At 41.9% G+C, this 26,717-nt stretch carries 20 protein-coding genes and 2 riboswitches; of the genes, 5 read left to right on the forward strand and 15 right to left on the reverse strand.

Annotation, left to right across the window (positions count from 1 at the left end; genetic code table 11):
• Positions 1 to 104: 104 nt before the first annotated feature.
• The 10 genes from JOC33_RS10275 to JOC33_RS10320 all read right to left on the reverse strand — a co-directional run bounded on the left by JOC33_RS10275 (position 105) and on the right by JOC33_RS10320 (position 15,784).
• Positions 105 to 1,064, reverse strand: coding sequence for a carbohydrate ABC transporter permease (locus tag JOC33_RS10275; RefSeq protein WP_205092381.1), 960 nt, complete (start codon positions 1,062 to 1,064; stop codon positions 105 to 107).
• Between the two features lie 17 nt (positions 1,065 to 1,081).
• The gene (locus JOC33_RS10280) at positions 1,082 to 1,948 is read right to left on the reverse strand and encodes a carbohydrate ABC transporter permease (RefSeq protein WP_205092382.1); all 867 of its coding nucleotides are present in this window, start codon (positions 1,946 to 1,948) and stop codon (positions 1,082 to 1,084) included.
• On the reverse strand, positions 1,945 to 4,215 hold the full coding sequence (locus JOC33_RS10285) for a DUF5696 domain-containing protein (RefSeq protein WP_205092383.1): 2,271 nt from the start codon (positions 4,213 to 4,215) through the stop codon (positions 1,945 to 1,947). The genes JOC33_RS10280 and JOC33_RS10285 overlap by 4 nt, the downstream gene beginning before the upstream one ends.
• The gene (locus JOC33_RS10290) at positions 4,208 to 6,229 is read right to left on the reverse strand and encodes a YIP1 family protein (RefSeq protein WP_205092384.1); all 2,022 of its coding nucleotides are present in this window, start codon (positions 6,227 to 6,229) and stop codon (positions 4,208 to 4,210) included. Before JOC33_RS10290 ends, JOC33_RS10285 begins: the two co-directional genes overlap by 8 nt.
• An 18-nt stretch (positions 6,230 to 6,247) precedes the next feature.
• A complete protein-coding gene (locus JOC33_RS10295) occupies positions 6,248 to 7,126 on the reverse strand; it encodes a carbohydrate ABC transporter permease (RefSeq protein WP_205092385.1) in 879 nt (292 codons plus the stop codon).
• Positions 7,127 to 7,158: 32 nt separating this feature from the next.
• Positions 7,159 to 8,046 carry a carbohydrate ABC transporter permease gene (locus JOC33_RS10300; RefSeq protein WP_205092386.1) on the reverse strand — a complete coding sequence of 296 codons (888 nt, stop codon included), beginning with the start codon at positions 8,044 to 8,046 and terminating at the stop codon, positions 7,159 to 7,161.
• Positions 8,039 to 10,981 (reverse strand): extracellular solute-binding protein, encoded by a 2,943-nt coding sequence (locus JOC33_RS10305; RefSeq protein ID WP_239534084.1) that lies wholly within the window; start codon positions 10,979 to 10,981, stop codon positions 8,039 to 8,041. The genes JOC33_RS10300 and JOC33_RS10305 overlap by 8 nt, the downstream gene beginning before the upstream one ends.
• A 27-nt stretch (positions 10,982 to 11,008) precedes the next feature.
• Positions 11,009 to 12,379 (reverse strand): ABC transporter substrate-binding protein, encoded by a 1,371-nt coding sequence (locus JOC33_RS10310; RefSeq protein ID WP_205092387.1) that lies wholly within the window; start codon positions 12,377 to 12,379, stop codon positions 11,009 to 11,011.
• An 89-nt stretch (positions 12,380 to 12,468) separates the two neighbouring features.
• The gene (locus JOC33_RS10315) at positions 12,469 to 14,808 is read right to left on the reverse strand and encodes a beta-galactosidase (RefSeq protein ID WP_205092388.1); all 2,340 of its coding nucleotides are present in this window, start codon (positions 14,806 to 14,808) and stop codon (positions 12,469 to 12,471) included.
• Positions 14,789 to 15,784: a substrate-binding domain-containing protein gene (locus tag JOC33_RS10320; RefSeq protein ID WP_205092389.1), complete on the reverse strand. Its 996-nt coding sequence runs from the start codon at positions 15,782 to 15,784 to the stop codon at positions 14,789 to 14,791. The genes JOC33_RS10315 and JOC33_RS10320 overlap by 20 nt, the downstream gene beginning before the upstream one ends.
• 408 nt (positions 15,785 to 16,192) lie before the next feature.
• Between JOC33_RS10320 and JOC33_RS10325 the strand changes: the two genes are divergently transcribed.
• Positions 16,193 to 17,245 (forward strand): tellurite resistance/C4-dicarboxylate transporter family protein, encoded by a 1,053-nt coding sequence (locus tag JOC33_RS10325; RefSeq protein ID WP_239534085.1) that lies wholly within the window; start codon positions 16,193 to 16,195, stop codon positions 17,243 to 17,245.
• Between the two features lie 137 nt (positions 17,246 to 17,382).
• Here the strand turns inward: JOC33_RS10325 and JOC33_RS10330 are convergent, their stop codons facing one another.
• Genes JOC33_RS10330 through JOC33_RS10340 form a run of 3 tightly spaced genes read right to left on the reverse strand, consistent with a single transcriptional unit; the run spans position 17,383 to position 20,231 of the window.
• Positions 17,383 to 18,177: an energy-coupling factor transporter transmembrane component T family protein gene (locus JOC33_RS10330; RefSeq protein WP_205092391.1), complete on the reverse strand. Its 795-nt coding sequence runs from the start codon at positions 18,175 to 18,177 to the stop codon at positions 17,383 to 17,385.
• Between the two features lie 11 nt (positions 18,178 to 18,188).
• The gene (locus JOC33_RS10335; protein WP_205092392.1) at positions 18,189 to 19,643 is read right to left on the reverse strand and encodes an ABC transporter ATP-binding protein; all 1,455 of its coding nucleotides are present in this window, start codon (positions 19,641 to 19,643) and stop codon (positions 18,189 to 18,191) included.
• A 9-nt stretch (positions 19,644 to 19,652) separates the two neighbouring features.
• Positions 19,653 to 20,231: an ECF transporter S component gene (locus JOC33_RS10340; RefSeq protein ID WP_205092393.1), complete on the reverse strand. Its 579-nt coding sequence runs from the start codon at positions 20,229 to 20,231 to the stop codon at positions 19,653 to 19,655.
• Positions 20,232 to 20,538: 307 nt separating this feature from the next.
• Positions 20,539 to 20,671, reverse strand: a riboswitch (TPP riboswitch).
• Between the two features lie 351 nt (positions 20,672 to 21,022).
• Between JOC33_RS10340 and JOC33_RS10345 the strand changes: the two genes are divergently transcribed.
• A complete protein-coding gene (locus JOC33_RS10345; RefSeq protein ID WP_205092394.1) occupies positions 21,023 to 21,937 on the forward strand; it encodes a thermonuclease family protein in 915 nt (304 codons plus the stop codon).
• Between the two features lie 277 nt (positions 21,938 to 22,214).
• On the opposite strand, the gene JOC33_RS10350 is transcribed toward JOC33_RS10345, so the two are convergent.
• Both JOC33_RS10350 and JOC33_RS10355 read right to left on the reverse strand, forming a co-directional pair.
• A complete protein-coding gene (locus JOC33_RS10350; RefSeq protein WP_205092395.1) occupies positions 22,215 to 23,072 on the reverse strand; it encodes an endonuclease/exonuclease/phosphatase family protein in 858 nt (285 codons plus the stop codon).
• 138 nt (positions 23,073 to 23,210) lie between these two features.
• Positions 23,211 to 24,080, reverse strand: coding sequence for a 5'-methylthioadenosine/S-adenosylhomocysteine nucleosidase (locus tag JOC33_RS10355; RefSeq protein ID WP_205092509.1), 870 nt, complete (start codon positions 24,078 to 24,080; stop codon positions 23,211 to 23,213).
• A gap of 182 nt (positions 24,081 to 24,262) precedes the next feature.
• A riboswitch (purine riboswitch) is annotated at positions 24,263 to 24,364 on the reverse strand.
• Positions 24,365 to 24,837: 473 nt separating this feature from the next.
• Between JOC33_RS10355 and JOC33_RS10360 the strand changes: the two genes are divergently transcribed.
• The 3 genes from JOC33_RS10360 to JOC33_RS10370 all read left to right on the forward strand — a co-directional run bounded on the left by JOC33_RS10360 (position 24,838) and on the right by JOC33_RS10370 (position 26,716).
• The gene (locus tag JOC33_RS10360; protein WP_205092396.1) at positions 24,838 to 25,155 is read left to right on the forward strand and encodes an ArsR/SmtB family transcription factor; all 318 of its coding nucleotides are present in this window, start codon (positions 24,838 to 24,840) and stop codon (positions 25,153 to 25,155) included.
• A gap of 94 nt (positions 25,156 to 25,249) precedes the next feature.
• Positions 25,250 to 25,768 (forward strand): SRPBCC domain-containing protein, encoded by a 519-nt coding sequence (locus JOC33_RS10365; RefSeq protein ID WP_205092397.1) that lies wholly within the window; start codon positions 25,250 to 25,252, stop codon positions 25,766 to 25,768.
• A gap of 36 nt (positions 25,769 to 25,804) precedes the next feature.
• A complete protein-coding gene (locus tag JOC33_RS10370; RefSeq protein WP_205092510.1) occupies positions 25,805 to 26,716 on the forward strand; it encodes a VOC family protein in 912 nt (303 codons plus the stop codon).
• The last annotated feature ends 1 nt before the right edge of the window (position 26,717 follow it).

The following is a 26,717-nucleotide window of genomic DNA, read 5'->3' on the forward strand; positions in this document are numbered from 1 at the left end:
CAACTCATACAAAAACTATTACAACTCATCCTTTGCCTGAAAAAACCATGTGAATTACTTTCAAAAAGCGCACGTCAACGTGGAAATCAATGCTGTATGGAAATCTATTCCCCAGTGATCCCTGATCTGTCTACGCCTTCTACAAACCAACGTTGTGTAAAAAAATAAACAATGAGCAAAGGCAGGATGGATAGCATTGTCCCGGCCATACTGATCCCTTCGTTGATGTTTTGGGTAGTCGTATCCCCCGTGTATAATTTTTCGAATGTTGCATTGAATTTTCCTAACTGAATCGGTAAGGTTGTCAACTCGTTTCCAAAATACAGACTGGCGAGGGCCGTCTCGTTCCAGTACCACACGAATGAAAACAGAAAAGAAATGATGATAGCCGGAACAGCCATCGGAATAGCGATTGTCATAAATATACGGAAATTTCCTGCGCCGTCCAGGTGGGCTGCTTCTTCTAATGCTTTAGGAATCATTCTGAAAAATTGATAGAATATCAAAATGAAAATGGCACTATTCAACCCCTGGCCAAACATTGCCGGAAGTAAAAAAGATAGAATACTTCCGATCAACTCCAATTCATTAAAGAAGACATATCTCGGAATCATAACTACCTGGGGCGGTATGATAAATGTAATTAACACCAGCACCAATAAAGTTTTTTTAAGAGGAAAATCGTACCTTGCAAAACCATAACCGATGATGGCTGCGACGGCAGTTTGAGCAATCGAAGGAATTACGGTTACATACAATGTTTCTACCAGTGTTGGAATCAAGTCCAGCACCTGATAAGCAACTTGATAGTTTTCCACATAAAAGGTTGATGGTATCCAGCTGATCAATGGATTCAATAAATCTTCTAATGACTTGAAACTATACGAATCCATATAAATAATCGGATATAGATAAACAAACCCAATTACAATCAATAAACTGTACACGCAAAGTTTGAATAAAAAACCATTATTCCCTTGTACCCCAAGCAGGTACCTCTTGGTTTTGGTCGTATACTTGTCTATTCTTTTTCTTTGATCCTGCGATAATTTAGTCTCCAGCATAATTTTTCCACCTTTATTTAACGGTACTTTTTATTACCTCTCACAGCCATAATCCCCACACTCACGGCTAATAAAGCAGTGATGACTAGAAAGTATACCCAGGAAAGTGCAGAAGCGTAACCATAGCCAGTTGAAAGTTCGAACATATTACTTTGAATGTGCTCAACTACTGGATTCAGTGCGAATACAGAATAAGTGACAATCGTATAAATCAAATTTACAATGATCATCGGAAACAGCGTAGGCAGTGTCACTTTCCAAAAACATTCCCAATTGGATGCACCGTCTATCTTAGCTGCTTCGTAAATTTGCCGGTCCGTTTTCTGCAGTGCGGCTAAAAAGATTAATATCTGCACCCCTGAATACCATAAAATAATAATCAAATTATTCATGAGATAAAGCAGGATCGTATTCCAAATGCCATCACTATTCGCTAAAAAAGTTTCAAAGATGGCGTAATTTTCAATAGATGGAATCGATGTAACATCCTGCTCCATTAAATCAGTGATGACCGGACCGCTGGCTATAATGACAGGGAGAAAGAATACCGTCCGAAAAAAACCTTTCATCCGAATCGGCTGATTCAATAACAAAGCAATGATTAAAGAAAAGACAATAATTATCGGGGTGGAAATGACTAATTCGCGTACAAATTTGAGCAGTATTTGTGTAAATTCGGCATCCACCGTAAAGGCATAAGCATAATTTTCAAATTTAATATATTCCGTCAAAATACCGTTCGGGGTTATTTTGACCTTTTGAAAACTGAGGTAAAGGGAATACACTAACGGAAAAGCAGTGAAGACTAAGAAACCAACAATCCAGGGTGATAAAAAAGAGATTCCTATCAAACTTTTTTTCCTTTTTAACGATAGCTGCTTCATGATTGATTCCCCCGCTCAATAACCTTAAATCCATCTGCTTCTATCTTTACTCCTGCGGCATGAACGTCCTCGCTCGTATAATTGACAAAAATAGATATCCCATTCGAATACCCGACTTCTACGACACCGGTATCATGCACAGTGCGAAAACGGATGGTTTCACCTTCTACCTGCCCAAGGCTTTCTTTCACCATTTCATATTGTTCAATAATTTCATCTTCCCAATCGTCGAATTGTGAAGTGTACAAATCTTCGGATGGGGTATGCATCAGCTTATGAGAAGGTTCAGATGTCAAATAGAAAGATGGATAGGCACCAAATTCAATCATACGTAGAACCTCGTCTACAGGATTATGATGGTAGTTGGAAAAGGATGCGTAATAAGGTATATATCCTTTCAATACTATTTGTATAAAAGGCACTGTGTCTGTTACAAAAATATAATTGGAGGAATACATCGGAATATCAAGGTAACGATCCGTTTCAGACAGCATATAGTCATTCGGCCTATATAAAGCAATAGAATCGATGCTTGACTGTAAAACACCAAACATTTCTTGATACATATCAATGGCTTCTGGCCTAAGAGTATGATGGTTGAAGTCCGAAAACAGCGCGTTGGCACTCGTATCGACTGCAAGATTCGCTATATCATTTTCCTCATATTTCTTCCTGTCTTGCTTGGCAATTTCCAATGCCTTCTGGGGACTTAGATAGTAGTACTCAGTTTCTCCACTGCTCCCTTTGATCGGCTCAGAATTGATTTTCCTTGCTACATCCGTTCTTCCGGAGAAACCGGAAGCTCCCTCGAAAGCTTTGGTATAATCTGTGTAATAATACAAGGGAATGCCCTTTTCCTTGAAGAAATCATGTACTTCTTCAAAATCGTCTTTACTGCCCAGCTTTTCCTCACGTGGAAACTTATCCGGTAAGGTTCCAGTCAGTCCACCTTCTGCCCAGCCACGATAGACGACATGCATATTATCAACATTCTCCTTCTTTAAGCGAGATACAAATCCAGGCAGGTCTTTGACTGGTGTCATCGGGTACACAGAGTCCCACAACAAGCCATCTTTCACTTCTCCGCCTAAAAATTCCAGCCGGATATCCACCTGATCCTTTTTAGCTGAGAGCATATCATTATCAATCAAATATTGCTGGTACGTGTGTGCCATCCCGACATAATCAGCTTCCTCATCGCTCAGGAATGAGATACGTTTTTTGATATCAAATTCATTCATCTCCTTCTGGAAAGTATTAAAGCCTTCCATATCCTGACTCGTTGGCTGAAAGTATTGGTAGCGATAATTATACTTGGCCGTTATCCAATGGAAATCAGTGGCGACCCCAGAAGGGTAAGCAATGATTTCAGCGAAATTTTTCCCTTCGTCAAGGATGGTGACAAATCCGTTGTGATCGACTCCATGGGTAACTCCATACACGGGAATCGTTACCTTATAGGGAGGTTTTACTCTTTCTTTTTTTACTTCCTTTTTGCTTCGTTGGAACCCTTTATCTTCTCCATAGATTGCTGCCCGGTAGGGAGATATAGAGGCTACCTGTTTTTCATCGAAACGCATGAGTGCACCGCTGCCATCTGGTATGAACATATAACCATTCTTATCCTTGCCCTCTACTGCGCCTAGAAATGGATAGATACGCATAGCAACCAATCTATTCTCTCCCTCTTCTATACCGCTATGCGGCACAGAAAGCACAAGCGAACTTCCTTCAATCGTCACTTCCAATGGAATGGTGATACCGGCTTCCTTAAAATCAACAGAGGCTGTAAAACCGTTTTTGACTTTCGTCAAAGTTACATCCGATTGATTCGTGAGAATACTTTCTGAAGAAGTTTTATCTTCTTCCTTGATATAGTCGATGGTTATGGCAGAATGAGCCATGCTCCTCCATGTTTTGTTCAAGTCATATTCTTTGTTGGCATCGAGTCCTGAACTCCATATATAACCCGTTTGTTTATTTTCTATTTTCAGAGCCAAGGATTCTTCTTCGACATAAAGCGCCAGTTCTTCATTTTCGGCCATTAGTTCGTACCCATCCAGCGAGGTCTCCGCTTTTACTGCATTGCCATTTCTTTCAGGTTGTGTGTACTGATTCGATTTATATCGAAGCATGTCATTCGAGCGTCTTGATTCCTTTTCGGAAACTTCTGTTTCTGGTTCATTAGTAGTAAGGGTATTGGCAATTACCTGAATCGGAAAAAACACTATTAGTATCAGCACAAGCCATTTCCATCGTTTAAACACGTAAAAGCACCTCCTCTATAACTGAAGTAACGAACTGATAGAGTTGATCAACTAACACATAGAGCACGAAAAACACCAATACTGTCAGGAACATACCGAATAATGTGATGAGAATATTCCTGACTGTTCCCCAAAAGGAAAAGTCATGGATTTCTTTGATCGTAGTGAATAAAATGATGACCGACCACGCAATCATCACCTGCATGGAAAATGTATAAATGAACGCTTCGTTATAGGTGAGTATGTTGGAAACCAATGTGATTGGCAGCAAGAATAAAAGTGTCGGTGCAAGCGAATATATCGTGCCAATATATACATCCCTGAACTTTCCTTCCCCGTCTGTGATGGTACTGACGAGATAATTCACAGTAATAAACAGGAAGAGGGGAAGCAGCACAGTCCCGATTTCCATGAAGATGTTCACATTCTCTGTCATTCGATTGGTGAAAAGAAAGCCCGTCCAATAAATCGTCAATACGTATTCCACTACTAAAACGAGATACAATATGGTAGCTGATAGAATCGATACACGTTCATAGGATTTCAAATAATAGACACTGTCTATCGGACGTTTGATAAATCTAGGTAAAAAGAGAAGTTCTTGAATCAGACCTTGTCGTTTCATACCGGAGGAAATGTCTTTTGCAGGCTGCAGAAAATTTCTTCTTCTGTCGACGAACTTAACTGCAGATCCGGTAATAAAGAAAGCGAAGACAATGAGAAACGTGCCTGCCAGGTGCTCTTCCATCCAGCGGTATCGCAGTTCCCAGAAAGCATTGGAATAACCTTCTTTATCATGGGCCAATTTGAATTCCTTTAATGCCTCCTCGTATTTCTGTTGTTTATATAGCGCCTCTCCTTTCGCCATATGTGCAAGGCCAAAAGATGAGTTCAACCTAAGTATTTCATCCCAATATTTTTCGCTTTCGACATAGAACCCTTCTTCAAAAAGTGCTAAACCCTGATGTAGGGTGGTAGTAAATTCCGTTGGTTCAAAAACCTGAATCTTCCCCTGTTCCCGGTCTGTCACATAAAGCCTGCCTAAATCATCCACTGCAATACTCGATGGCTGCATGGTCAGACCAAGCCGGTTTGTTTCATTGGTTTTTCCCCCAAAAGAAAACAGCAGGTTCCCGGAGCTGTCATACTCATAAATAATGCCATCATTACCAACGGCATAAATATTTCCGAGTGCTCCTGTCGCAATATCTACTAAATTAGTCTCTTCGGTTATATCGGGTGGTAATAAGTTTCCACCTGCAATATTAAGTTTCCGTATAGCCTCCCAGGCGGTACCCGAAGTGACCGTATATACTAATCCTTGTTCATCTATTGATATATTACTGGGAGCTGGAGGTTTTTTCATAAACAGTCTTGCTTGCTGCTGTTCTGTAGTGATCAATTCCTGCAGAAATTTCCCTACCGATGGTTTCAACGTATTAGCTCCATAATAGCCTAGAAATGTGCCGTCCTGACTCAATTGAATAATACCGTTGTTTGCGCTTTCTCCAATGATGTAGATATTACCGCGTTTGTCTACAGCTACCTTTTCTGGTTTAAATGGGGCATCTTTCCCGAACAACGGAGAATCAGGCTTTCCATATTCCTGGACTAGTTCTCCATTTCCCTTGAATTTGTATACTTTCTGGTTACCATAATCCGCTACGTATACGTTGTTGTTTCTATCTGAGTACACACCCAGTGGTTCCTTTAATAGATTTTTTCCATAGACTTGCAGGACGTTTCCATTTTCGTCAAACTTAGTGACGGTTTTTGTACCGGAATCAGCAATGTATACATTATTATTTTCGTCGATATAGATATCCTCTGGGTTCAGGATATTTTCCCCTTTGGCGAACAATCCAATAGGAACATAGGCTGTTTGTGTTTCAATAACATTTCCATCAGCTGTTAATGTTTCTGTTTCGTATGGAACAGAAACGGAAGCAGAGGAAAGTTCGGGAAACAATATGATGGACCATAAGCAAAAAACGGCAATTAATAATTCGCTCATTTCCCTTCCTCCTCATAGTTACTTGATTCCAGAGTGTGCCATTGTATTCATGACTTTACTTTGTAAAAAGATGAATATTATCAAGTTGGGAACAAACATGATCAAAGCAGCTGCGGCAGCCATCCCCTGGCCGGCTACCGTGTTTCCTCCTGTATCACCAGCTAAGGTTGACATGAAGAAGGCAAACGTTTTCAAGTTTTCATCATCTATAAATAATGTCGATGTTTCTGCATTGTTCCAAACTGCCTGGAAAGAAAGTATCGATATCGTCGCAATTGCTGGTTTTACTAACGGAACAATGATTTTTCCAAAAATTTGAAAATCATTCGCTCCATCTATCTTCGCTGCTTCTATCAATTCATTGGGAATCTGGTCAATGAACTGTTTTACAAGAAACAGTCCTACCGGCATGGCTAATAACGGGAAAATGTGGGCGGAAAAAGTATTCAATAAACCTGCCTCGTCAATCAATAAATAACGCGGAATAACAACGGCTGCTGGTACAAACATCAATGCAATGGTATTGATTTCAAAGATGGTTTTCTTGAACTTGAATTGTTTCTTTGACAGGACATAACCTGCCATGGTGCTGATCAGTGCAGTTAAAAATACTACAATGACAGTTACGACAATGCTGTTGAATAGATATCGTGACATGGGCACTCCCGTGGCCGTGGTATTACTCGCAAGATCCTGGAAATTCTGCAACGTTGGTTTCTGGACAAAGAATCTGGGTGGGTAAGCAAACAGCTCATCAATGGGTTTAAACGCGTGTGAAAAAATATAAACTATCGGCATGATCATTAACAGCGCTATAGGTATAAGAATGAAGTAAAACTTCAGTTGGCTTTTATGAAATCTGTCTGGATTTATTTTCGTACCATGAAATGACGCCATTATTCATCCCTCCTTACAGAATGAGTAAAAACTTAATCCTTTTCCCCGAATAATTTCACAGCCACCCTTGAAAAAGAGTAGATAAACAACAGTAATAATACAGATAAAGCAGCAGCATATCCCATTTCATACCTAATGAATCCGTAATCTTCCAAATGGTTTACAATCAATTGACCGGAATATTGGGGAGTAGGGTTTTGGCCGGAGAGTTCCACCCCGATCGCTCCTGCCTGGAAAGTTGTTACGACAGCCATGACGGCACCGAACAGCATCTGAGGCTTCATCGATGGAATGGTAATATAGATGATTTCCTGGAAGCGGTTTCTGATCCCGTCGATATAGGCGGCTTCATATATTTCTCTATCAATGTTCAACACACCCGAGAGCATCGCCAGAAACCCTACTCCCATACTTCCCCATAACGTTACTAGAATCATAATGGTCATCAAATAGTCAGGTGACTGAAGAAATTGAATGGGTTCGTTGATAAACCCCGTCGAGATCAACAAATTATTCAAATATCCTGTTTGATCCCCACTGAAAATGATTTTCCACACAACCGCCATCGCAACCCCAGCTGTCATCGAAGGTGAAAAAAGTATTAAAGCAAGGACAGTGCGCGGGCCTTTAGAAATCTGCGCTAACATCCAGGCCAGCAGAAAGGCTAATATGTATCCGCCCGGCCCTACAATGAGCGAGAATATGAGAGTATTAGGTAAAACGTAACGCATAAATATATTGTCCTGTGTAATGATGTTGACGTAGTTATCCAATCCGATGAACGTTGGTGTCTCGATGGTATTAAAGTACGTAAATGATAAACCGACAGCGATAGCCACCGGGATAATGATAAATGTAGTGAACAAAATTAAATAAGGCGCCAGAAATACGGAAGTACTAAAATAATTTTTGCTATTCATTTCCTCCTAGCCACCTTTCAATCGTTTCGATGGTTGGAATTTTATATGGTTTGACCACTTTGCCATTTTCCATATAACCAAACTCCTCTAGCTTCCTCCGCATTTCCCGGTTGATGCGTATTACACTGTCATCTACGGCAGCACGGACATTCTCCCCTTCGAAAACCACCCTATTCCACACATTGCTTATCTCTCTTTCTACCATATAAGCATATGGGGTCTTTGGCACTTCTCTTAAATACTTCCATTGTTCCAACACAACTTGTTTATGTTCTTCTGGCAGTGGCAACTGTGCAAAAGCATCCAGATTCGCCGTATTCCACATATATTCAGGTCCGAATAACGTTTGTAACGATGTAGCAAATTCCGTCTGTGTTTCTTTGGACATCCACCATTTCAACAGTTCCCATGCTTTTTGCTTTTTATCTGTTCCTTTAAATATCATGGAAGCCTGTCCAGAACCAGGTGACCATCGTACAACTGTGCCATCGTCTTGTTTTACGCCAGGCTGCGGGGTAATGTCCCACCACCCGGAGATTTCAGGAGCAGCTGTTGTCAGTTCAACATAAGTACTAAAAGGAGCTACACCAATTGGCAGGGTAGAATATCGGAAATGGTTATAAAATCGAGGAACTTGAAGCGGCATACTATAAATGGTGCTTAAATCCGCCATGAATTGAATTCCTCTTAAAGCGTTTTCTTCATCGATCGCCGTACCAATCCCATCTTCTTCATATAGTTTTCCGCCGAACTGATAAATAAATGGTGCTGTCGTTTGGAAAGCCTTAAACGCAGACTCCCCAGCCAATGGTATATAATAGTTCATTCCATATCGTTGTAGTTCAGGAAGTATTTCAATGACTTCTTCCCATGTACCAGGTATGGGGATATCTAATTTTTGCATAATATCCTTTCGATAAAATTGCACAAAGAAGTCTTGGGTTTCAGGCAAAGCATAAATGCCGTCTTCCACAACTAAAGGTAAAAAAGCACCAGGTGAAAATTGCCTTCCAACCTTCTCAAAATCCTCAAATTGCCGTAAATCTACTGCCGCTCCACGAATGGCCAGCTCGTAAGGCACCCAGTTACTGATCCCTAATGCTACATCCGGCTGAGTGTCCGCAGCGCTTGCCAATACTAGTTTTTGTTCATCCGGCATGAGAGAATATTTGACTTTGATACCCGTTTCCTGTGTAAAATTCTGATCTGTCATATTCTGCAGCAATTCCACGTACTGCCTCGGACGGTTCACCCATACTTCAAGGGTATCTTCGGACACTTCAGCTGTCGCCAGATTATCTTCTGAAAAGGATTGAAAAAAATTGACCACAGAATCTTTCGCCTTGGTAAAAAATCCAGCCTCCGCGTCAGGTATGGATGTATCTCCGTGAAGATAGATCCGGTCGAGTAATAGTGGTTGTGCAGTCAGGTCCGTTGCCACCTTCCCCAACAATTGGGCAGCAGAATTCGATCCTGTAGATAGCTGGGTAAGGCTGTTCGGTATTTCATCCGGTTGCTCAGCTAAAGCTTCTAATCTATCAATCGCTATTTGTAATGAAGCAATCTCCGTTGATTCCTGTCCGTTACTCAAAGAAAGAAGATAGTCCACTTCTTCCTTTAGCCTGTCCGCCCAGTCAAGTAATTTCTTTTCAATACCGGGAATGTATTCTTCGATGTTCCAGTCACGGGATCCCTGTTGATTACCCACTAATTTTCTTATCGATAAAGACAGTTCATCAATGCCCTGCATCACTTCATCAATTTCAAATAATACACGGGCATGGATAGAAGGGTCTGCCTTAAGGCTGATCTTGTTTATTCCTTCATGGAAATAAAAGTAATAAGGCTTTCCATCTTCTTTACTCAATGTTTCGTTATACCAATTTTCACTATATTTGAACTGGTACTGTTCCATATCTTTAAAGGGAACTCGATCATTGATTAATACTGTACGATATACAGGTGACCTTGATTCTTTATTTTGATTAGCCTTAAAGGTCAACTTGTAGAATCCTGCTTTATCGATGTCAACTTTCCAGCTGACTTTCTGACCTGGCTTACTCCAGGAGTCGCCACCGATTGTATTGAGCAGAAGATTGTTTTCATCATAGGGAGAAACAGACGGATTTTCTTTTGCAACCGGTCTGATATAGGAGCTATTTTTCTCCGATGGATGCTCAGCCTCATAAACCTTAAGTCCCTTTCGCTTCTCTGCATCAGGATAACTGTCTATATAGTCATCATAAGCAGGAACGGGATCAGGAGAAGTCACATACACCTCCCCTACTAACATCTCCCCCCTTAGATTTATTAAGGTAATTGTGTTTTTTCCTTTTTTTAAATGGAATTTAAGAGGACGCTTGTACATATATGTAGAATCTTCTGCTTTCACATGCAGCCATCTGCGGACTGGCTGCTGGTCCGGGATGATTTCGTTTCCTGAGCTATCTTTTTGAAAATCCTCGCTTGCGTTCTTCCATTTGGCTGGAAAGTTAATTTGCCTGCTCTCTGAGAATGGATATTCACCATTAACCTGGATAGCACCCTCTATTGGCATAATCAAATTACCTTTGGGGAAATAATCAAACCCAATCTCATATAAACCTTCTCTTTCCACCTCGACTTCAACCGTTAATGAATTTTGGTTACGCCAATAGAATACACGATCCCCATACCCCTGACTTTCTGAAGCTGGTAATAATGCATCATCCTCCATATTTGAAAATGAAGAAGGGGGGATAGCACGCTCCAATGAAGCGGTGCTATCCAAACCTTTTTTCTTCCATTCGTTGAGTAAGAGGTGATAACTTTGTTCACGGATTTGATCGGCAGAATCAGCAGCATCCTTATCACCTTGTTCACCTTCCGCTTGAACAAAGGTTAATGGGATTAAATATAAAACCAATAGCGACCAAAACAACACTTTTGACTTCATGTTGTTACCTCCTCAACATTTCTTTCGTTACTGACCCATTGCTTCCAGTGCTTCTTGATATTTCTTATTTGCCAGCTCATTTATTTGCTTAGCGTAATTTTCAAATTTCACTTTACCCTGCGTACTTGCATTGATCAATTCACCAATTGTTGCATTAGCCTTATCCCCTACCGATACGCCTGTAGGAGCTTCCCAGCGTGATTGGCCATAGCCAGGAGTCGTTTTAAATGGTTCAACAACTGCATTTTCGATATTTTTATAAGCTTCAACGAGGCCTGGCACGTCTACATTTTCAAAATAGGTGTCAAGCACTTCCTGGTCGGTGATCAATGGAACACCTGATAAACTTACAGCTTCTTCTTTTTCAGCAATTTCCATTCGTTTCATGTACCCATCTTTGCCAAAGCCCATCCACTTGGCTAACTTATACGCAGCTTCTGGATGCTCCGTGGAACTGGAAATGCCAAAGTAATCATGAGTGACTACCGTCCTGTCCCCTGGAATTCCGATGAAATCCCATTCGAAATCTGCATTTTGTTCATAGCCGCCTATGGCCCAAGTCCCATCCCATTTGATGCCGACACCACTGTTGAACCAGACTTCATTACCGTTTTTTCCATTAAAATTAGCCTTATCATCTTCTGTCAGCGTGGCATACGAATAACCATTAGTATTAATTCTTTTCGCCAGCTCGATTCCGTTGATAAATTCTTTACTATCTAAAGAGTAGCCATCATGGAATGTATACCAGCCCAGGTCTTTGCTGACAGCAGCTGGATACCATTCCGGAATAGCGTTAGCTTCATTTAAACCGATGACACCTTGATTGATATTTGTAATATTGCTTACTGCCGACTCAAACTCCTCTACGCTCATGCCAAGATAGGGTACATCTAGGTTCGCTTGTGCGAAAAGATCTTTGTTTACGAAGTAGCCTAATATGTGCTGAGAAGAGGGAACGGAATAAACTTTCCCATTATACGTAATAGCTTCCCTAACTGATTTTGGAAGTAATTTGTAATCTTCATCTGCCTCCACATATTTCGTGACATCCAGTGTCCAATCATTTGCAATGGCAGTTGGGACATTTGTTAAGGAAAAGACGTCCGGCATTTCACCTGCACTTGCTGCAGAAGCTAACGATTCCTGCCAAGGATCAGCAATTGATTCATCAATTTTCACATTGATGTCCGGATGTTCTTTCATAAAGGCTTCCACCAGCATTCGATTCAGGTTCGGCTCTCCTTCTGTACCGAATGACCAGCTAGCAATCGATAATGTGATTTCTCCTTCTCCACTATCGGATGATTCTTTACTTTCCGATGAAGAATCACTGGAGCAAGCAGCTAGAAGAGTAAAGACTGTTAACAATGTTACGAGAGAAAACCATTTTTTCATTCCATACACCTCTTATATTTTTTTTGAAAATCTCACTTGAATCACAAACAGCTTCCATACCTTCCAACTAATGATTTCTGTATCAGAGATCAGGGCGATGCAGTAAAAGTTATATTCATTTCCTCTTTTAATGATGGGTGCAATGTTATTTCATACAGACCCTGCGACCTTCTTTTTACATCCATACCAGGATTTTCGTGAGGTTCCCACTTGTCAGAATTGATTACGAGCAATTCCTCTGCCTGCTTCAAACGCACTTTAATGGTTAGAGAATTGACAGATTCCGCTGAATCAAACACTTCTGCCGTTCCATATAGCAAGGTCAAATTTTCCTTTATCGGGACATTAACCGGAAGCATCAAGCCGCTTTTTGGTGGAATCGTAACAGCTGCTCCGCCAAACAAGGCTTGATTCTTCATATGGACAGTAGTTTTCTTCTTGTATCCATCAAAGTTATGGAGAAAGACGAAATAACTGTCCTTTGTCATTGATCGAATGGAAATATCTACTTCCTGCTCCAAAGAGAAATCACTTCTGACATTCACCCGTTCAGCAAGTTGTCTGATTACCTCTTTTTTGTAATCAAAATCTATATCCATTCCAATTCCAAATACAACGGCCTTCCCTTTACCTGCCCTTTTCTCAAAAGCTACAACTTCTTTTGCTTCATCTTCAGACCAGGCAAACGCCCCTTCTTCCACATCAAACGCTTCCATATATTGGACTTGAACACTATCAAGCTCACCTACTTTGGCAAATCCAGTCTTTCTGCCTTTCGGACTTGCTCCAAGGTAATCCTTTAACACGGTACATTCCATGCCTTGTAGATCTTTCGTTGGAATAGATGGAAACAGGATCAACTGACCACCATCCTCTATATAATCCACCAGTTTCTGCTGAACTTCCTTCCCCATCCAATTCATGGAGAACATCCACAAGGTCGGTGTTTTTTCTACATTTATCCGACCGTTATTTTGAATATTCAGACTTTCAAAAACAATATTATTTACACGCAACCCCTTCGCCATACCATTAAAAATATTCAAGTCTCGCTCACGTTGAAACGTTTCAATTATGGGTGAAGAAAAATGATTACTATACTCCGTCATGTAGTAATCAGGATAAAAAGCAAAACATGTATTAGTTACTTGCCTGGCGTTTAATAATGGCTTTTCATAGGTGTGGAACATTTTTCCTAAGTGGCGAATGACATGGAAATGGGGGCGTTTTTCTCCGGAAGCTGACAGTGGTGCCTGCCATTCATGCCTTCTTCCATTCAGACCGATATTTTCGTAGTTTTCTCCACCGACAAACATGTAATAATTGACGGCATTCATTCCATTTGCAAAGCAAAGGCGGGTGGTCAAGTCGAAGGTTTCAGGCTGCAGTCTGGGCTTATCCGATGCAGACCCGCCCTGAAATTCGGCTGAGAACAGCGGCTGATCCGAAGGCTGGATAGCTTTGGTAAATGCGTTAGCCAGTACTACATCTACATAATTGTCGTATTCAATATTTCCAATATAATAGTCACCTGCAAGCATGGTGTCCTTCATCTTGGATGTTTCTAGTAATTGCGATATTCCTACTGGATACCTTGTGCCCCTTTTCAAAAAGTCGATTGTATGGAAACCGTGAATATTGATCAGGAAAGGGACGGTTATCCCTTCTTTTTGGGCTGTTTCTTTTAAGAATTCCAGATAAGTACGGTAATGCTCCCTCATAAATAAGTAGTAATCCTGATTTCTTTCTTCTCTATCTACTGGAAAATCTGAGGCAATGTTTTCTTGTGTCTCATGATTGCTCGATGCAACATTTGGTTTTTCTTCTAAGTATTGTTCGTAATGTTTTCTTGTCACTTCGTTATAATCCCCTTCATTGGTCACCCAATGAAACATACCGACTTCATTATCAAGCTGGAACATGATTACAGGGCCGTCCTGTGCTGCCTGAAATGGTTTAATGACAGAGCATACAGCGTGATACCAGGTTTCGACTTTTCTTAAATAGGCAGGATGCATGTAACTGACTACACGGGTCGGGTGCTGGTTTCCATCTTCTGTCTGCGCCATCGCATCCGGATAATTTTCCAGGAACCAGGTAGGCACACCATGATCAACAATTTCGGCCATGACGTAAGGTCCTGGGCGAACAAGACAGTACATGTCTTCTTCGGATATAAGTTGTAAAAATGCCCGGAAGTCCCGCTCTGCCCTCGTCTCCCCTGTCAAATCTATGTAACCTTCTTCGTATTCATGGAAGATCCAAGGAACATAGGTGCTGATCATATTGATCCCCGCTTCTTTCACTTGCCGGATACGGTCTTTCCATTCTTCTTTAGGGATTCGGAAATAATGTAGCTCCCCTCCAAAAACAATAGTTTCTTTGCCATTAATGATGATCTTTTCACTTTCAACCCGAATCTCTTTCACCCCCTTTCAAGCTTGAAGAACGCGGAATAAATTCAATTGGAATATCTTCCACTTCAAAACCGGTTTCTTTATCCAGCATTTTGAATAACGTTTCTGCCGCGGTTATTCCCCACAGTTTTTTTTGAACACGGACAGTAGACAACGGGGGATGAAAATGCTTGGACAAATCAATGTCATCATACCCTACAAATGCAATATCATCCGGAACCTGAAGACCTTTTTGCTGTACAGCCTTGATCGCCCCCATTGCCATTTCGTCATTGGCAGAAATGAATGCCGTGGGATACTCCTCATGTTCATCTAAATATGTTTTCATACTTAACAAACCACTAGTTTCCGTAAAATCAGCTCTGATTAAGTCTATTTCTCTATAGATTAACCCTCTTTGGGACAGGGTCTTTTTAAATCCCTTCAAACGCATTTCACCATCATAAGATTCTTCAGAACCAGTGATAAATCCAATACGCTTATGTCCCAGTTCTACTAGATGATTTACCGAATGCTCTACCCCAAGTGAATTCGGCAGTGTTATTTGTTTTATGAATGGATTTTCTATCTCTCGGTCTAATACTACGATCGGAAACTTATCACTTGCTAAATAATTCAGCAATTCGTCCTTAATATGATAGTTTAAGATGATTGCCCCATCCACATATCGTTCCATCAACAGCCGATGTTTATCATCCGAAGCGCATACTACCATCTCATAACCTTTCTCTATAACAGTATCCTGGATACCTTCCAGCAATTCACCAAAAAACGGTCCGGTAAATCCACTTAAGAAGAGGCCGATGATCTCATTCTTGTTTTTCTTTAAGTTTTTAGCATTTCCGTTTGGACGGTAACCGAGTTCTTTTGCCGCAAACAGTACTTTATCTTTGGTTGGTTGAGATATTAAGTCACTGCCATTGATAACATAAGATGCAGTGGCTAAACTTACCTTCGCTTTTCTCGCAACATCTTTTAACGTAGTCACGTTTTTCCCTCTTCTCTTACCTTACGGCTACTATTAATAGTTTAATTGAAACGTTTCAATTGAAAGTATAACGAATTAAGAAAGCGATTACAATATTGTTTTCTGAATTTTATCACAATTAATTGCTATTCAGTAATTTTTTACTATTACTCATGGGAGAAATTACACAGGAGTGCTTGAAATATTTCTATACCAGCATATCGGCTAGCGAGTGGAATTTATTTTTCATACTTTCAAAAGGGGAGGAACCTTCATGTGTCGAATATGGAGATGAAGCGAGCGGTTGGAAGTTGTTAGGAAAAATGAAATATTTATGACGAAATGACAAATAAAGAGATACTTAGTAAAAAGTAAGGTACTATAAAGTGTAGAAAATAAACTTCTTACAAAATTTAGGGGTTGAAACTATTGCTCAGTTATCTCAAAAAACAGGCAGAACACCTATTTCCGGGATATTTCGCCCTAGTTATGGCTTCAGGTGCACTGTCGATCGGTACGTACCTGCTTGATATGATTTTCATTGCTGAACTCCTGCTATACATAAATGTTGCTGCCTATCTCACCCTTTGGCTGCTTACCATTATCCGGATACTATTTTATTTCCGGAATCTGAAAGCTGACCTGACAAGCCATGCCCGCGGGCCAGGTTTCTTTACGTTGATTGCTGCCACGAATGTTTTCGGCAGTCAGTTAATCATTGTCGCCGGCAATCATACATTCCCTGTGTATTTATGGTTACTTGCCATTTTCCTATGGCTGATCATAATGTACACCTTTTTTACAGCAGTAACGGTACGGCGGGATAAACCTACGATTGCCGAGGGAGTCAACGGCGCGTGGCTGATTGCATCCGTGGCCACCCAATCGATTTCGATTCTCGGCACACTTCTCAGCCCTTATGTTGAAAATGGGCAGACTATTATATTATTCATCACTTTATGTATGTATTTTTTGGGCTGTATGCTTTACTTGAACATCATGACGCTTATCTTTTACCGGTTCACCTTCGTCAATTTCAAATTTGATGCCCTCACCCCTCCCTACTGGATCAACATGGGTGCGGTCGCTATTGCGACATTGGCGGGATCCACCTTGATTTTGCACGCGGAAGAGTGGTCGCTGCTTGGTGAAATCACACCATTCATCAAAGGATTCACCTTGTTTTTCTGGATTGCCGGAACGTGGTGGATTCCTTTATTAATCATCCTTATGTTTTGGCGTCATATATACAACCGCTACCCGCTTGGATACGATCCTCAATTCTGGGGGATGGTGTTCCCGTTGTCCATGTACACATCAAGCACTTATCAGCTATCCAAGGCATTGGAACTCCCCTTTTTAACCGTGATTCCAAAATTCATGGTTTTTGTCGCCCTGGCGGCATGGATACCGGGATTTATCGGACTTGTTCATCGTATATTTTTCACTTTACTGAACCACTATCAATCAAAGAATGCCTAAAGAAAAGCTGACCCGTGACAAGGTCAGCTTTTTTACACGTTAAGAAAGTTGAACGTTGTTGAAGGATTAAAGTATAAGTAAAACAAAGGCTTTCGCCATACGGACTTTGTGACAAGGCCAAGTTTTTCTGTTAATCATCACAGATAACGCACATCCGTAGTGGAAAAGTAAGGAAAATGTACAGCCATGTAATAGGCGAGCATCGTCACGCCCAGCAGATAAATCAGAAACAGTCCATCGTATTTAGAAAAGCCTAACCGGTAATAGTAAGTCCGGCTTTTTGCTTCTGAAAAACGCTTCGCTTCCATGGCAACGGCGATCCGGTGGGCACGCCGGATACTTTGGGACAGGAGAGGAATCGAATAAGATTTAAGCTTGTGATAAAAACCTGTGATCCCCTTTTTCCTTTGGACACCACGGACTTTTAAGGCATGGTTCAATGTCTGCATCTCTTCTGCCATCAGTGGCAGTAATCTGACAGCAGCCATAAAGCTGTATGCGAATTTCGGCTTCAGCTTCAGCTGCTGCATCAGGGAGTAAAACAGAAATACCGGCCTTGTCGTCAAGGCAAAGACAACGCCTAACACAGCGAAGACAATTCCCCTAAACCCGAGGTGCAGCCCTCTGGTGAAACTTTCCTCCGTGATGTGCACCAGCCCCCAATGCAGCCAGGTCGTTTCCCCTTTCCCGAAAAAAATCATCGACGTAGAGGAAGTGAGGAAAATCAACAGGAATGGCAGGGAAATCAGGACTAGCCGCTTCGATGGATGGCCGGTAAAGAATAGGTAAAGAATGAGCATACCGATCAGTTCATTAAGAAGAAAGTTGATATTGTGAATCATCAGTATCTGGATGAACAGGACTACAAGGATAAGCAATTTCAGACTCGGATTAATGTGATGGAGCCAGGTTTCCTGGTGTGAAAAATCCATTCCTTTCCCTCCTAGGCATGTACCGGCTCTTGAGGATACTCTGAAGCTGGCACATTTTTAATAAGTTTTCCATCTTCCAGCTGCCAGACTCTGGTGGCAAAATGCTCTACAACCTTGGTGTCGTGAGTCACCATGAGAATAGCCGCTCCTCTTTTCCGCACTTGTTCAAGCTGCTCCAGGATGGCGAAAGTGTTCTTCGCATCCTGGCCGAATGTCGGTTCATCCAATAACAGGATCGGCTGGTCCTTTATGAGGGAAGCAGCGACACTCAGCCGCCGTTTTTGACCGATGGATAGCTGATAAGGATGGTTGTCCTGTTCCTCTTCCAGCTGATAAAAGTGAAGGGAATCGCTCACTCGTGAAGAAATCTCCGCCTCCTCCCTTTTTTCCAGCCGGAGTGTAAACGCCACCTCATCATAGACGGAATTCGTCACAAATTGGTATTCGGGGTTTTGAAAAACAAACGCCATCTCCTCAGCGAAGTTTGTGACTTTTTTATGGTCACGACCATTGATATCGTACGTACCTGCTGACTGCACCAGGTTCATCAACGCAAGCAGAAGTGTGCTTTTTCCTGCTCCATTTTCACCGATTACCGTTATCCACTCCCCAAGCCGGGCTTCTGCGTAATCTATATGAACGATTTCCTTTTTTCCGCGATAGCCGGAAAAATCAGACAGGGTAATCGCAGGTGGTTGGTTATTGACTGGCTCTATTGTTCTGTCTGGCTGGTTCTCCTCCAAATAATCATCCCAGACACCGGGATACCAAATCCCCGCTTCTTTTAATTTCTGCTTGTACCCTTCAAAAATGACCTGCTTCGGTCCTTCGGCAATGATGTTTCCATTTTTTCCAAGCAGAATAATCCGGTCGACAACATCGACGATCTGATCGATTTTGTGCTCGATAATGATGAGCGTTTTGTCATCACCGATTTGTTTTATCGTATCCCATACTTGTGTAGTTCCATCCGGGTCGAGCATCGCAGTCGGTTCATCGAGGAAAATCACCTCAGGCTCCAGGGCGAGTACAGAAGCAAGTGCCAGCCGCTGCTTCATCCCACCAGATAAGGTGCTGATTTTCGTATGGTTATTTTCAAAAGCAAGGCCGACCTGACGCAAATAAGAGGTGATGCAGTCCGGCATTTTCTCACGAGGAACCTCGAGATTTTCCAGTACAAAAGCAATTTCCTCATCTACATATGGCATGCAAAACTGCGCATCCGGATCTTGAAATAGGTATCCCCACGAATGTGGCACCGTGATTTCATCTGCCTTCATCGGCACATCCACTGTCTTAGGAATCAGTCCGGATAACACCTGCAGCAATGTCGATTTCCCGCAGCCTGACGGACCGAGTATTAACACTTTCTCCCCCTCTTTGATAGAGAGGGAGAAATCGCTGAACAGTAGAGATTCCTTTCCGGGAAATTTCAATCTCATATTCGTCACACTGGCAATATTCATTTCATCACCCTACCCTAATGCCCGATAATCTTCTTCAGAAGCGGGGCGTACAAGGTTTGTGACACCGGTTTTCTCTAACGCCTGGACAAGCAGATAAGCGAATACTCCAGAAATGAGAACAGCACCAAGCAGCCTCGTTCCAATCAGAATAAGCAAATTCCAAAGGGCGAGATCACCGATATAGCCGTAATAAAAATCGATTCCAATTGAAGCAATGGCAGAAGCAACACCTGCTAAAGATGCAGCCAGCATATCGAATCGCTTGTAGCGGAAGGCGGCGAACAGCAATTCCGCAGCCAAACCTTGGCCAAGCCCGAATATTAACGTAGCTACTCCCCATTCCCCGCCGAAAATGAACTCTCCCTGGGCTGCCGCTACTTCCGCAAGCAGAGCTACACCAGGTTTTCGAATAATCAAATAGGCAACCACAGCCGCAATGAACCACATGCCATAGATCAGCTGCTCGATATGAAGACCGAGCGTTGCCACGACACCGTACAACGGCCCCCACAGCTTATAAATCACCCCAAAAATCAAAGAGATGACAATTGTCACCAGAATGTCTGTCAGTTTCAGCCCTTTTTCCATACATCTTCTCTCCCTTTTGTTAAAAATTTGTGATTTGGACTTTCCTAACGGTACAAAAGCGGAAGCGCCTCGTTCACCCCCGACAAGCTTAAGCCAAGCCTCGCCGTGACGTTCTTTGTCACAGAGAGGATCGGCTTAAGACCTCGAGGGGGTAGGCGCTGGAGCTGGATGAAGCCCTCCGTAAAAGGGTTATCCACAACCATCCATTTTTGTAATTTCCTAGACAATAAAAAAACCACTTTCCTTACCAGCGTAAGAAAAGTGGTCAAATTGGAATTTTAAATAGAAAAAAAGATACTTCCATCCAAGGTTTCCCAATCCACTTCCCTACGCTGGTCTAAACCAGATCAGGTTCCAAGGGTCTTAAAGTATCACTTTAATCTCAACCTTTGACTCAACGATGGCACACCGTCCGAGGAAAGGTCCCCCTAGCGGAAAAAACAGTATAGTATTTTCATTTCATACTATCAATTTATTTCTATTTGTCAAATAGAATCGTAAGCCTCCTGGAATATAAAACTGCTGCACTTGCTCGTATGCTGTAATCTTTGGTTTCTACCTCTATTCTGTGGACGAGCAGTACTTTTGGTCATTTTCATAGAGTACTTCGACTTTGGTTGGCGCATAGCCGGCACCTTCATGCAGGAACTTGCTGGAAACAAGATAACGTGAAAAAATGTTAAAAACATGCTACAGAGAAAGGGGAAAACGATTCAGATTCTGTAATATAGCTTTATTAAGACTGCTTATCTAGTAAACTAATAACTAACTTCAGGAAAGAGGTGGATGAATTGACTACAAATGTAAAAATCGAAGAATTGGCTAAACAGGGAGAAAACGCTTGGGGAGACAGGGATGTTACCATAAACGGCTATCTCGCTGCTACACCTGAAGAACCGCTCGAGGATGGCTATAACTATCCACTGATCGATCATAACCTGAATAGCATGCTCGTCAAATCGAAGAACAAACTGGAAGGTCTTGAAGCAGGTAAATGGTATGATGTGGAAGGTAGGCTTGATGCCAGTAAGCTACAGGAAATGAATGTAGATTCGAAAGCTGCTGTAAAAGAAAGTGACAAGCAGCCAGAAGCGCCGAAAGATATCCGCGAATTCGAGTCAACGGTAAAGGATGTGGTGGATGGAGATACGATTCACTTACAAAAGCCTGTGCTTGGTACAACTAAAATCAGGTTGGTTTCCATTGACACCCCGGAGACGAACTACCAGGGTGATTCCCAAGGTTATTATGCAGAAGAAGCCAAACGCCAGCTGCAGGAACTGCTGCAACAGGGTGAAAAGGTGACCGTCCGTGTCGGGGAAGAGCCTTTTGATGCCTATGACCGATTGCTGGCTATCGTATGGCAGGAAGATACAAACATGAACAAAGAACTCATTTTAAAGGGAATGGCTGTCCCTTACTTCATCTATCCGAATTTATATAATTTTGAAGAATACGGAAAAGCTGTCGTCACAGCGAAGGAAGCTGGCCGTGGTTTATGGAATCCGGAACGTCCCATTGATGAACTGCCTTACGAATTCCGTTTTAACAAACGCGGCGGTCCCGATAAGTATGTTGGAAACCATGAAACGAAAGAATACGTAGAGCCGGAAAAATGGGAAAGTGTCCCGATTGAAGAGCGCGTATTCTTCTTTGAAGAAAGCGATGCGAAGAAAGCTGGTTATTCACCACAAAACGAAGAATGAGGGAAAGTTCAACAGGAATAATATATAGACGAACAAAAGGACAGACGAACGAATCGTCTGTCCTCTGTTTGTGGGAAAACTAACGGTTACTAAAGTTTTGTCTTGTCGCCAGGAGCGAAAGCCCCCTCTCTTTCCGCGGACGAGCGCCCGAGCTTCCTTGCGACACCCACGCTCGGCGATCTCAGCTCACTCGTTCTTCCGCAGGAGAGGAAGGTGCCTCGCTCCTCGGCAATCATTTTGGCGTAATTTATTGCATAAAGGGATCCTCCTTAATCATTTACTTATTTCCGTTTTGATAAGGTTGAGATCGATAGAGAGTAATTTCAGTGGTTATCGGGAGATGATCGGATGCCAGAGTATTAATTACCTGCGCCTGTTTAGTTTCTAAATCGTTGGAGGTAAAAATGTAATTGATTCGTTTAGTCGGATTCGTGGCTGAATAGGTGTAAGCATCTTCATGACCTTCGAAAGCATCGCTATAATGACTGTATAAAGGCTTCATTGCCTCACTCGAAGGCAGTGCATTTAAGTCACCCATAATAATTTGCGGTCCTTGTGCACCGCCAGCTATATCAACTATTTCGCGAATTTGTATCTTCCGTTCTTCAGGAGTCAGTGCAAGATGAGTATTATAGAGGTGAAGTTGTGTACCTTTTACATTAATGACAGCCTCAAAGAGCCCTCTTTGTTCGGTATCGCCGATCTTTGGAAGAAGATGATTAAAGCCATCGAGAAAGGGATATTCACTTAAAATTGCTGTCCCATATTGTCTGTTGGGAACGCCTTCTTCAGATGATTCATAGTTCAGATTTGCTGCGTAAATATAAAACATGTCGAGGCGTTCTGCCAACAATTTTGCCTGATCTTGAAAATCACTGCGTGAGGACCAGTGGTTATCTACCTCCTGCAAACCGATAATATCAGAGTCAGTGTTTTTGATCACCTCGGCTATTCTATCTAAGTTCAATTCCCCATCTTCCCCAACAGCATGATGGATATTGTAGGACATCACCTTAATATTTACCGGTTCTCCACTGGAGAGATTTTTGTTTTTTTCTAAAGCACTGCTTCCTATGCCCGGCAAAGTAACAAATAACACCAACATGGTAACCAAGATACTCACATACTTTTTCATTTCACCACTCCTCCTCTTTTCGATTCGATTTCAGTGTAATCGCAGATTATAAATCTCAAGTGGAGGGAGTTTTACTTTTATGTAAATATTTTCCCACGAAAAAAGAGCTTGGACTTCCAAGCTCTTTTCAGATTTCTCTTATTTATCTTCTATCATCGAAATGTATTGTTTTACGACTTCATATACATATGCCTGGTTGGCAGCAGCCGTATCGGGGTTGTATTCGCCGCCGTTCGTTTTGTTGTTGGACAGGATACGAATACCTAGGAAAGGCACGTCATAAGCTTTGGCAATCTGCGCTCCGGCAGCCGTTTCCATTTCCTCTACAGAAGTTCCGTATTTTTCATGGAACCATTGAATGCGGTCGACTTCATTATTCCATACATCCGCAGAGCCGATTGTACCCTCGACGACCTTCCCTTTTTCATGTGTGTCTTTTACAGCATTGGCAGCTTTAAGGAGTTGTTCATCCCCTTTGTAATAACGGATATTCTCCGCATCCGGATCTTCGCCGGCACTTCCTTCAGACGCCATCAGATCCATCGGAATCCATTCCTTCGGGTGAATACCCTCGCCGTCTTTTTTATGCGGGGTTTTCAATGAACCTATGTTGGTTGATCTTTTCCCGATGACGATATCAAACACATGCAGATCTGGATCATGGCCACCGGAAGTTCCCTGGTTGATGATGGCGATTGGGTCGTATTTTTCGATCGCAACAGCAGTTGCCGCTGCAGTATTTTCCATCCCTTTTCCTGTCTGAGAAACGATGACAGGGTAGTCGTTCACTGTACCGATATAAAAATCAAACGTACCTGATTTTTCTTTAGACACATCTTCAAGCTTATCTGCGAAATTTTCCGCTTCAATCGGCATTGGACCCTGTACAAGGATCGGGCGCGGTTCTTCCTCTTTGGCAGCTTCTGTCTGACTGCTGGAATTGCACCCGGCAAGAACAGATAATAATAAAACAGTGATAAGTGCGATCGGTGCGAATTTCTTCCTCATTTGTTGCATCTTCTCTCTCCCCTTCTGTGATGTCAACTCGCATACTCTTTCATAGTCTATGTACACAAAAAATGCCTGGCCGGATAGAAAGTTCTACCTGCCAGACATACGAAGTCAAAGTACAGATAATAGACGAAAGGCATTATACATCCACTATCTAAAAAGCTGGTTTACGACAGACCAGCAATGCTACTTCAACTCGTAGTCCAGTTCTTTAAGGGAACCGGGTAGAGACACTCAGACCATATTACCGAGGATATACGAGTTATTCTATTTAGTTACTGTGCAAGTCTATCAAAAAGCTGCGCAGGCATCAACCCTAAATCAGAACAATAATGCATGTAAACGTTTTATCGTTCGGTTTTAGAGAATTTTAGCCACCCATCCATCCGGCAACCTCAAAAAGGCTTCCGTTACATTCATCCTTCATTTAGCGTTCGAATTCCATTTTTAAACTTTAACTGTTCTAACATTTGTATTCATATGTTCCTGAGCAACTATTCCAATATGCTTGAACAACTTCCGGCCCTCTCCGCAACCCTCTTTACGATTATTTTTTCCTGCGAAATACAAATAGGTATTTCTTACCATTCTGATAAAAACGCAAAATATTCCTTGACTGGAATATTCCTAATGAGGAATAATTGATGTAACACCAAGTATCGAACTGGATTAAAGTTGAAAATCTTGGAGGTGATCCGTAATGTGATACCCTAAGGTACTTGTAAAAAATACGTATGACAGGAGAAAATTCACCATGAACGTACAGACATTTAGTGCACTGGCAGAACCACATCGTCTTGCTATAGTCGAACTTCTACTTGACGAACCCCTTCCAGTAGGCGAGATTGCAGAGAAGTTAAATCTAAACCAGCCCCAAGCTTCCAAACACCTTCGTATTTTGAACGAAGCTGGTCTTGTCGAGGTTCATCCGCTTGCTAATCGTCGGATCTATAAGCTAAGACCAGAACCGCTTCAAGAGATGGATATGTGGCTGGACTCCTACCGTAGAATGTGGGAAATGCGGATGGATCGGCTTGAAGATTATCTTAATGATTTACAGAAAAAAAACTGATTAGAAGCAAGCGAACACATTTAAGTTTGACGATGAGGAAGATAATGACTTTCCCGTATAAAAGTAAAGTAAACATTTGAAGGGAGTTATTCATATGTCAACTAATGAATTAAAATCCAGAGTAGACGGTCACGTGCTAATACTGGAGCGCAACTTTAATGCCCCACGCGATCTCGTGTTTAAAATGTTTAAAGAACCTGATCATCTTAAGCATTGGTGGGGTCCTAACGGCTGGGAACTTCCAGTTTGCCACGTTGATTTCCGACCAGGCGGCACATGGCATTACTGCATGAAGTGTATGGATCAGAATCAAGGAGAATATTATGGGATGGAGTCCTGGGGGAAAGTTATTTACAGGGAGATCATTGAACCAGAGATGATTGCTTACACCGATTATTTTTCTGATGCTGACGGAAATATTGACGAAACGATGCCTTCTTCCGAGAACAGTTTGGAATTCATCGATATGAATGGAAAGACGAAGCTAGTTAACCGTACAGAATATGAGTCTGTGGAAGCTCTCCATAAAGTCATGGACATGGGAATGCTGCAGGGCATCACAGAAACTTGGAACCGCCTCGAAGAGCATTTGAACAAAGTTAATATTAAATAAACAAGGTAACATTCATGATGAAAAGGAGGAATTTAAATCACTAATCAAAAGATTGTCCCTCATTTGTGGTTTGATCAGGAAGCCAATGAAGCAGCACAATTTTACACATCTATTTTCCCCGATTCAAAAGTCACCAGTAATACAACGATTCATAACACGCCATCTGGAGACAGTGACTTTGTATCTTTTCATATTGCGGGGTATTCATTCATGGCCATTAATGGAGGGCCGCATTTCCAGTTTAATCCTTCTATTTCTTTTTTTATCAATTTTGACCCTTCAAAAGATGCCAACGCGAGGAACAATTTAGATCAGCTCTGGGATAAACTGTCCGATGGTGGTACACCACTTATGCCACTTCAAGAATATCCATTCAGTAAACGCTACGGATGGATACAGGATAAGTATGGGCTGACATGGCAGTTGATACTCACGAATCCAGATGGTGAAGACCGACCATTTATTGTACCTTCCTTGATGTATGTTCAGGACTTGTCAGGGAAGGCAGAAGAAGCCAGTGACTTTTATATTTCTGTATTCAGTGATTCCAAAAGAGAGGAAATCGCCCGTTACCCCGCAGGCATGGAACCAGATGAAGAAGGAACCTTGATGTTTACGGATTTTATGCTTGAAAAGCAATGGTTTGCTGCGATGGATAGTGCTCAGTCACATGATTTCAAATTTAATGAAGCCATTTCACTATTAGTTCGATGCAAAAATCAAGAAGAGATTGATTACTATTGGGAAAAGCTATCCTCAGAACCAAAAGCCGAACAATGTGGCTGGTTAAAAGATAAGTATGGCGCCTCCTGGCAAATCTGGCCTGAAGTAATGGGAGAAATGATGGCAAATGGAACGTCAGAGCAATTGGACCGATTAACAAAAGCATTTCTCCAAATGAAAAAATTCAACATAGAGAAATTAATAGAAGCCTATCAAGGCAAGTAAT

Source organism: Thalassobacillus pellis (assembly GCF_016908295.1).
Taxonomy (GTDB): domain Bacteria; phylum Bacillota; class Bacilli; order Bacillales; family Halobacillaceae; genus Thalassobacillus; species Thalassobacillus pellis.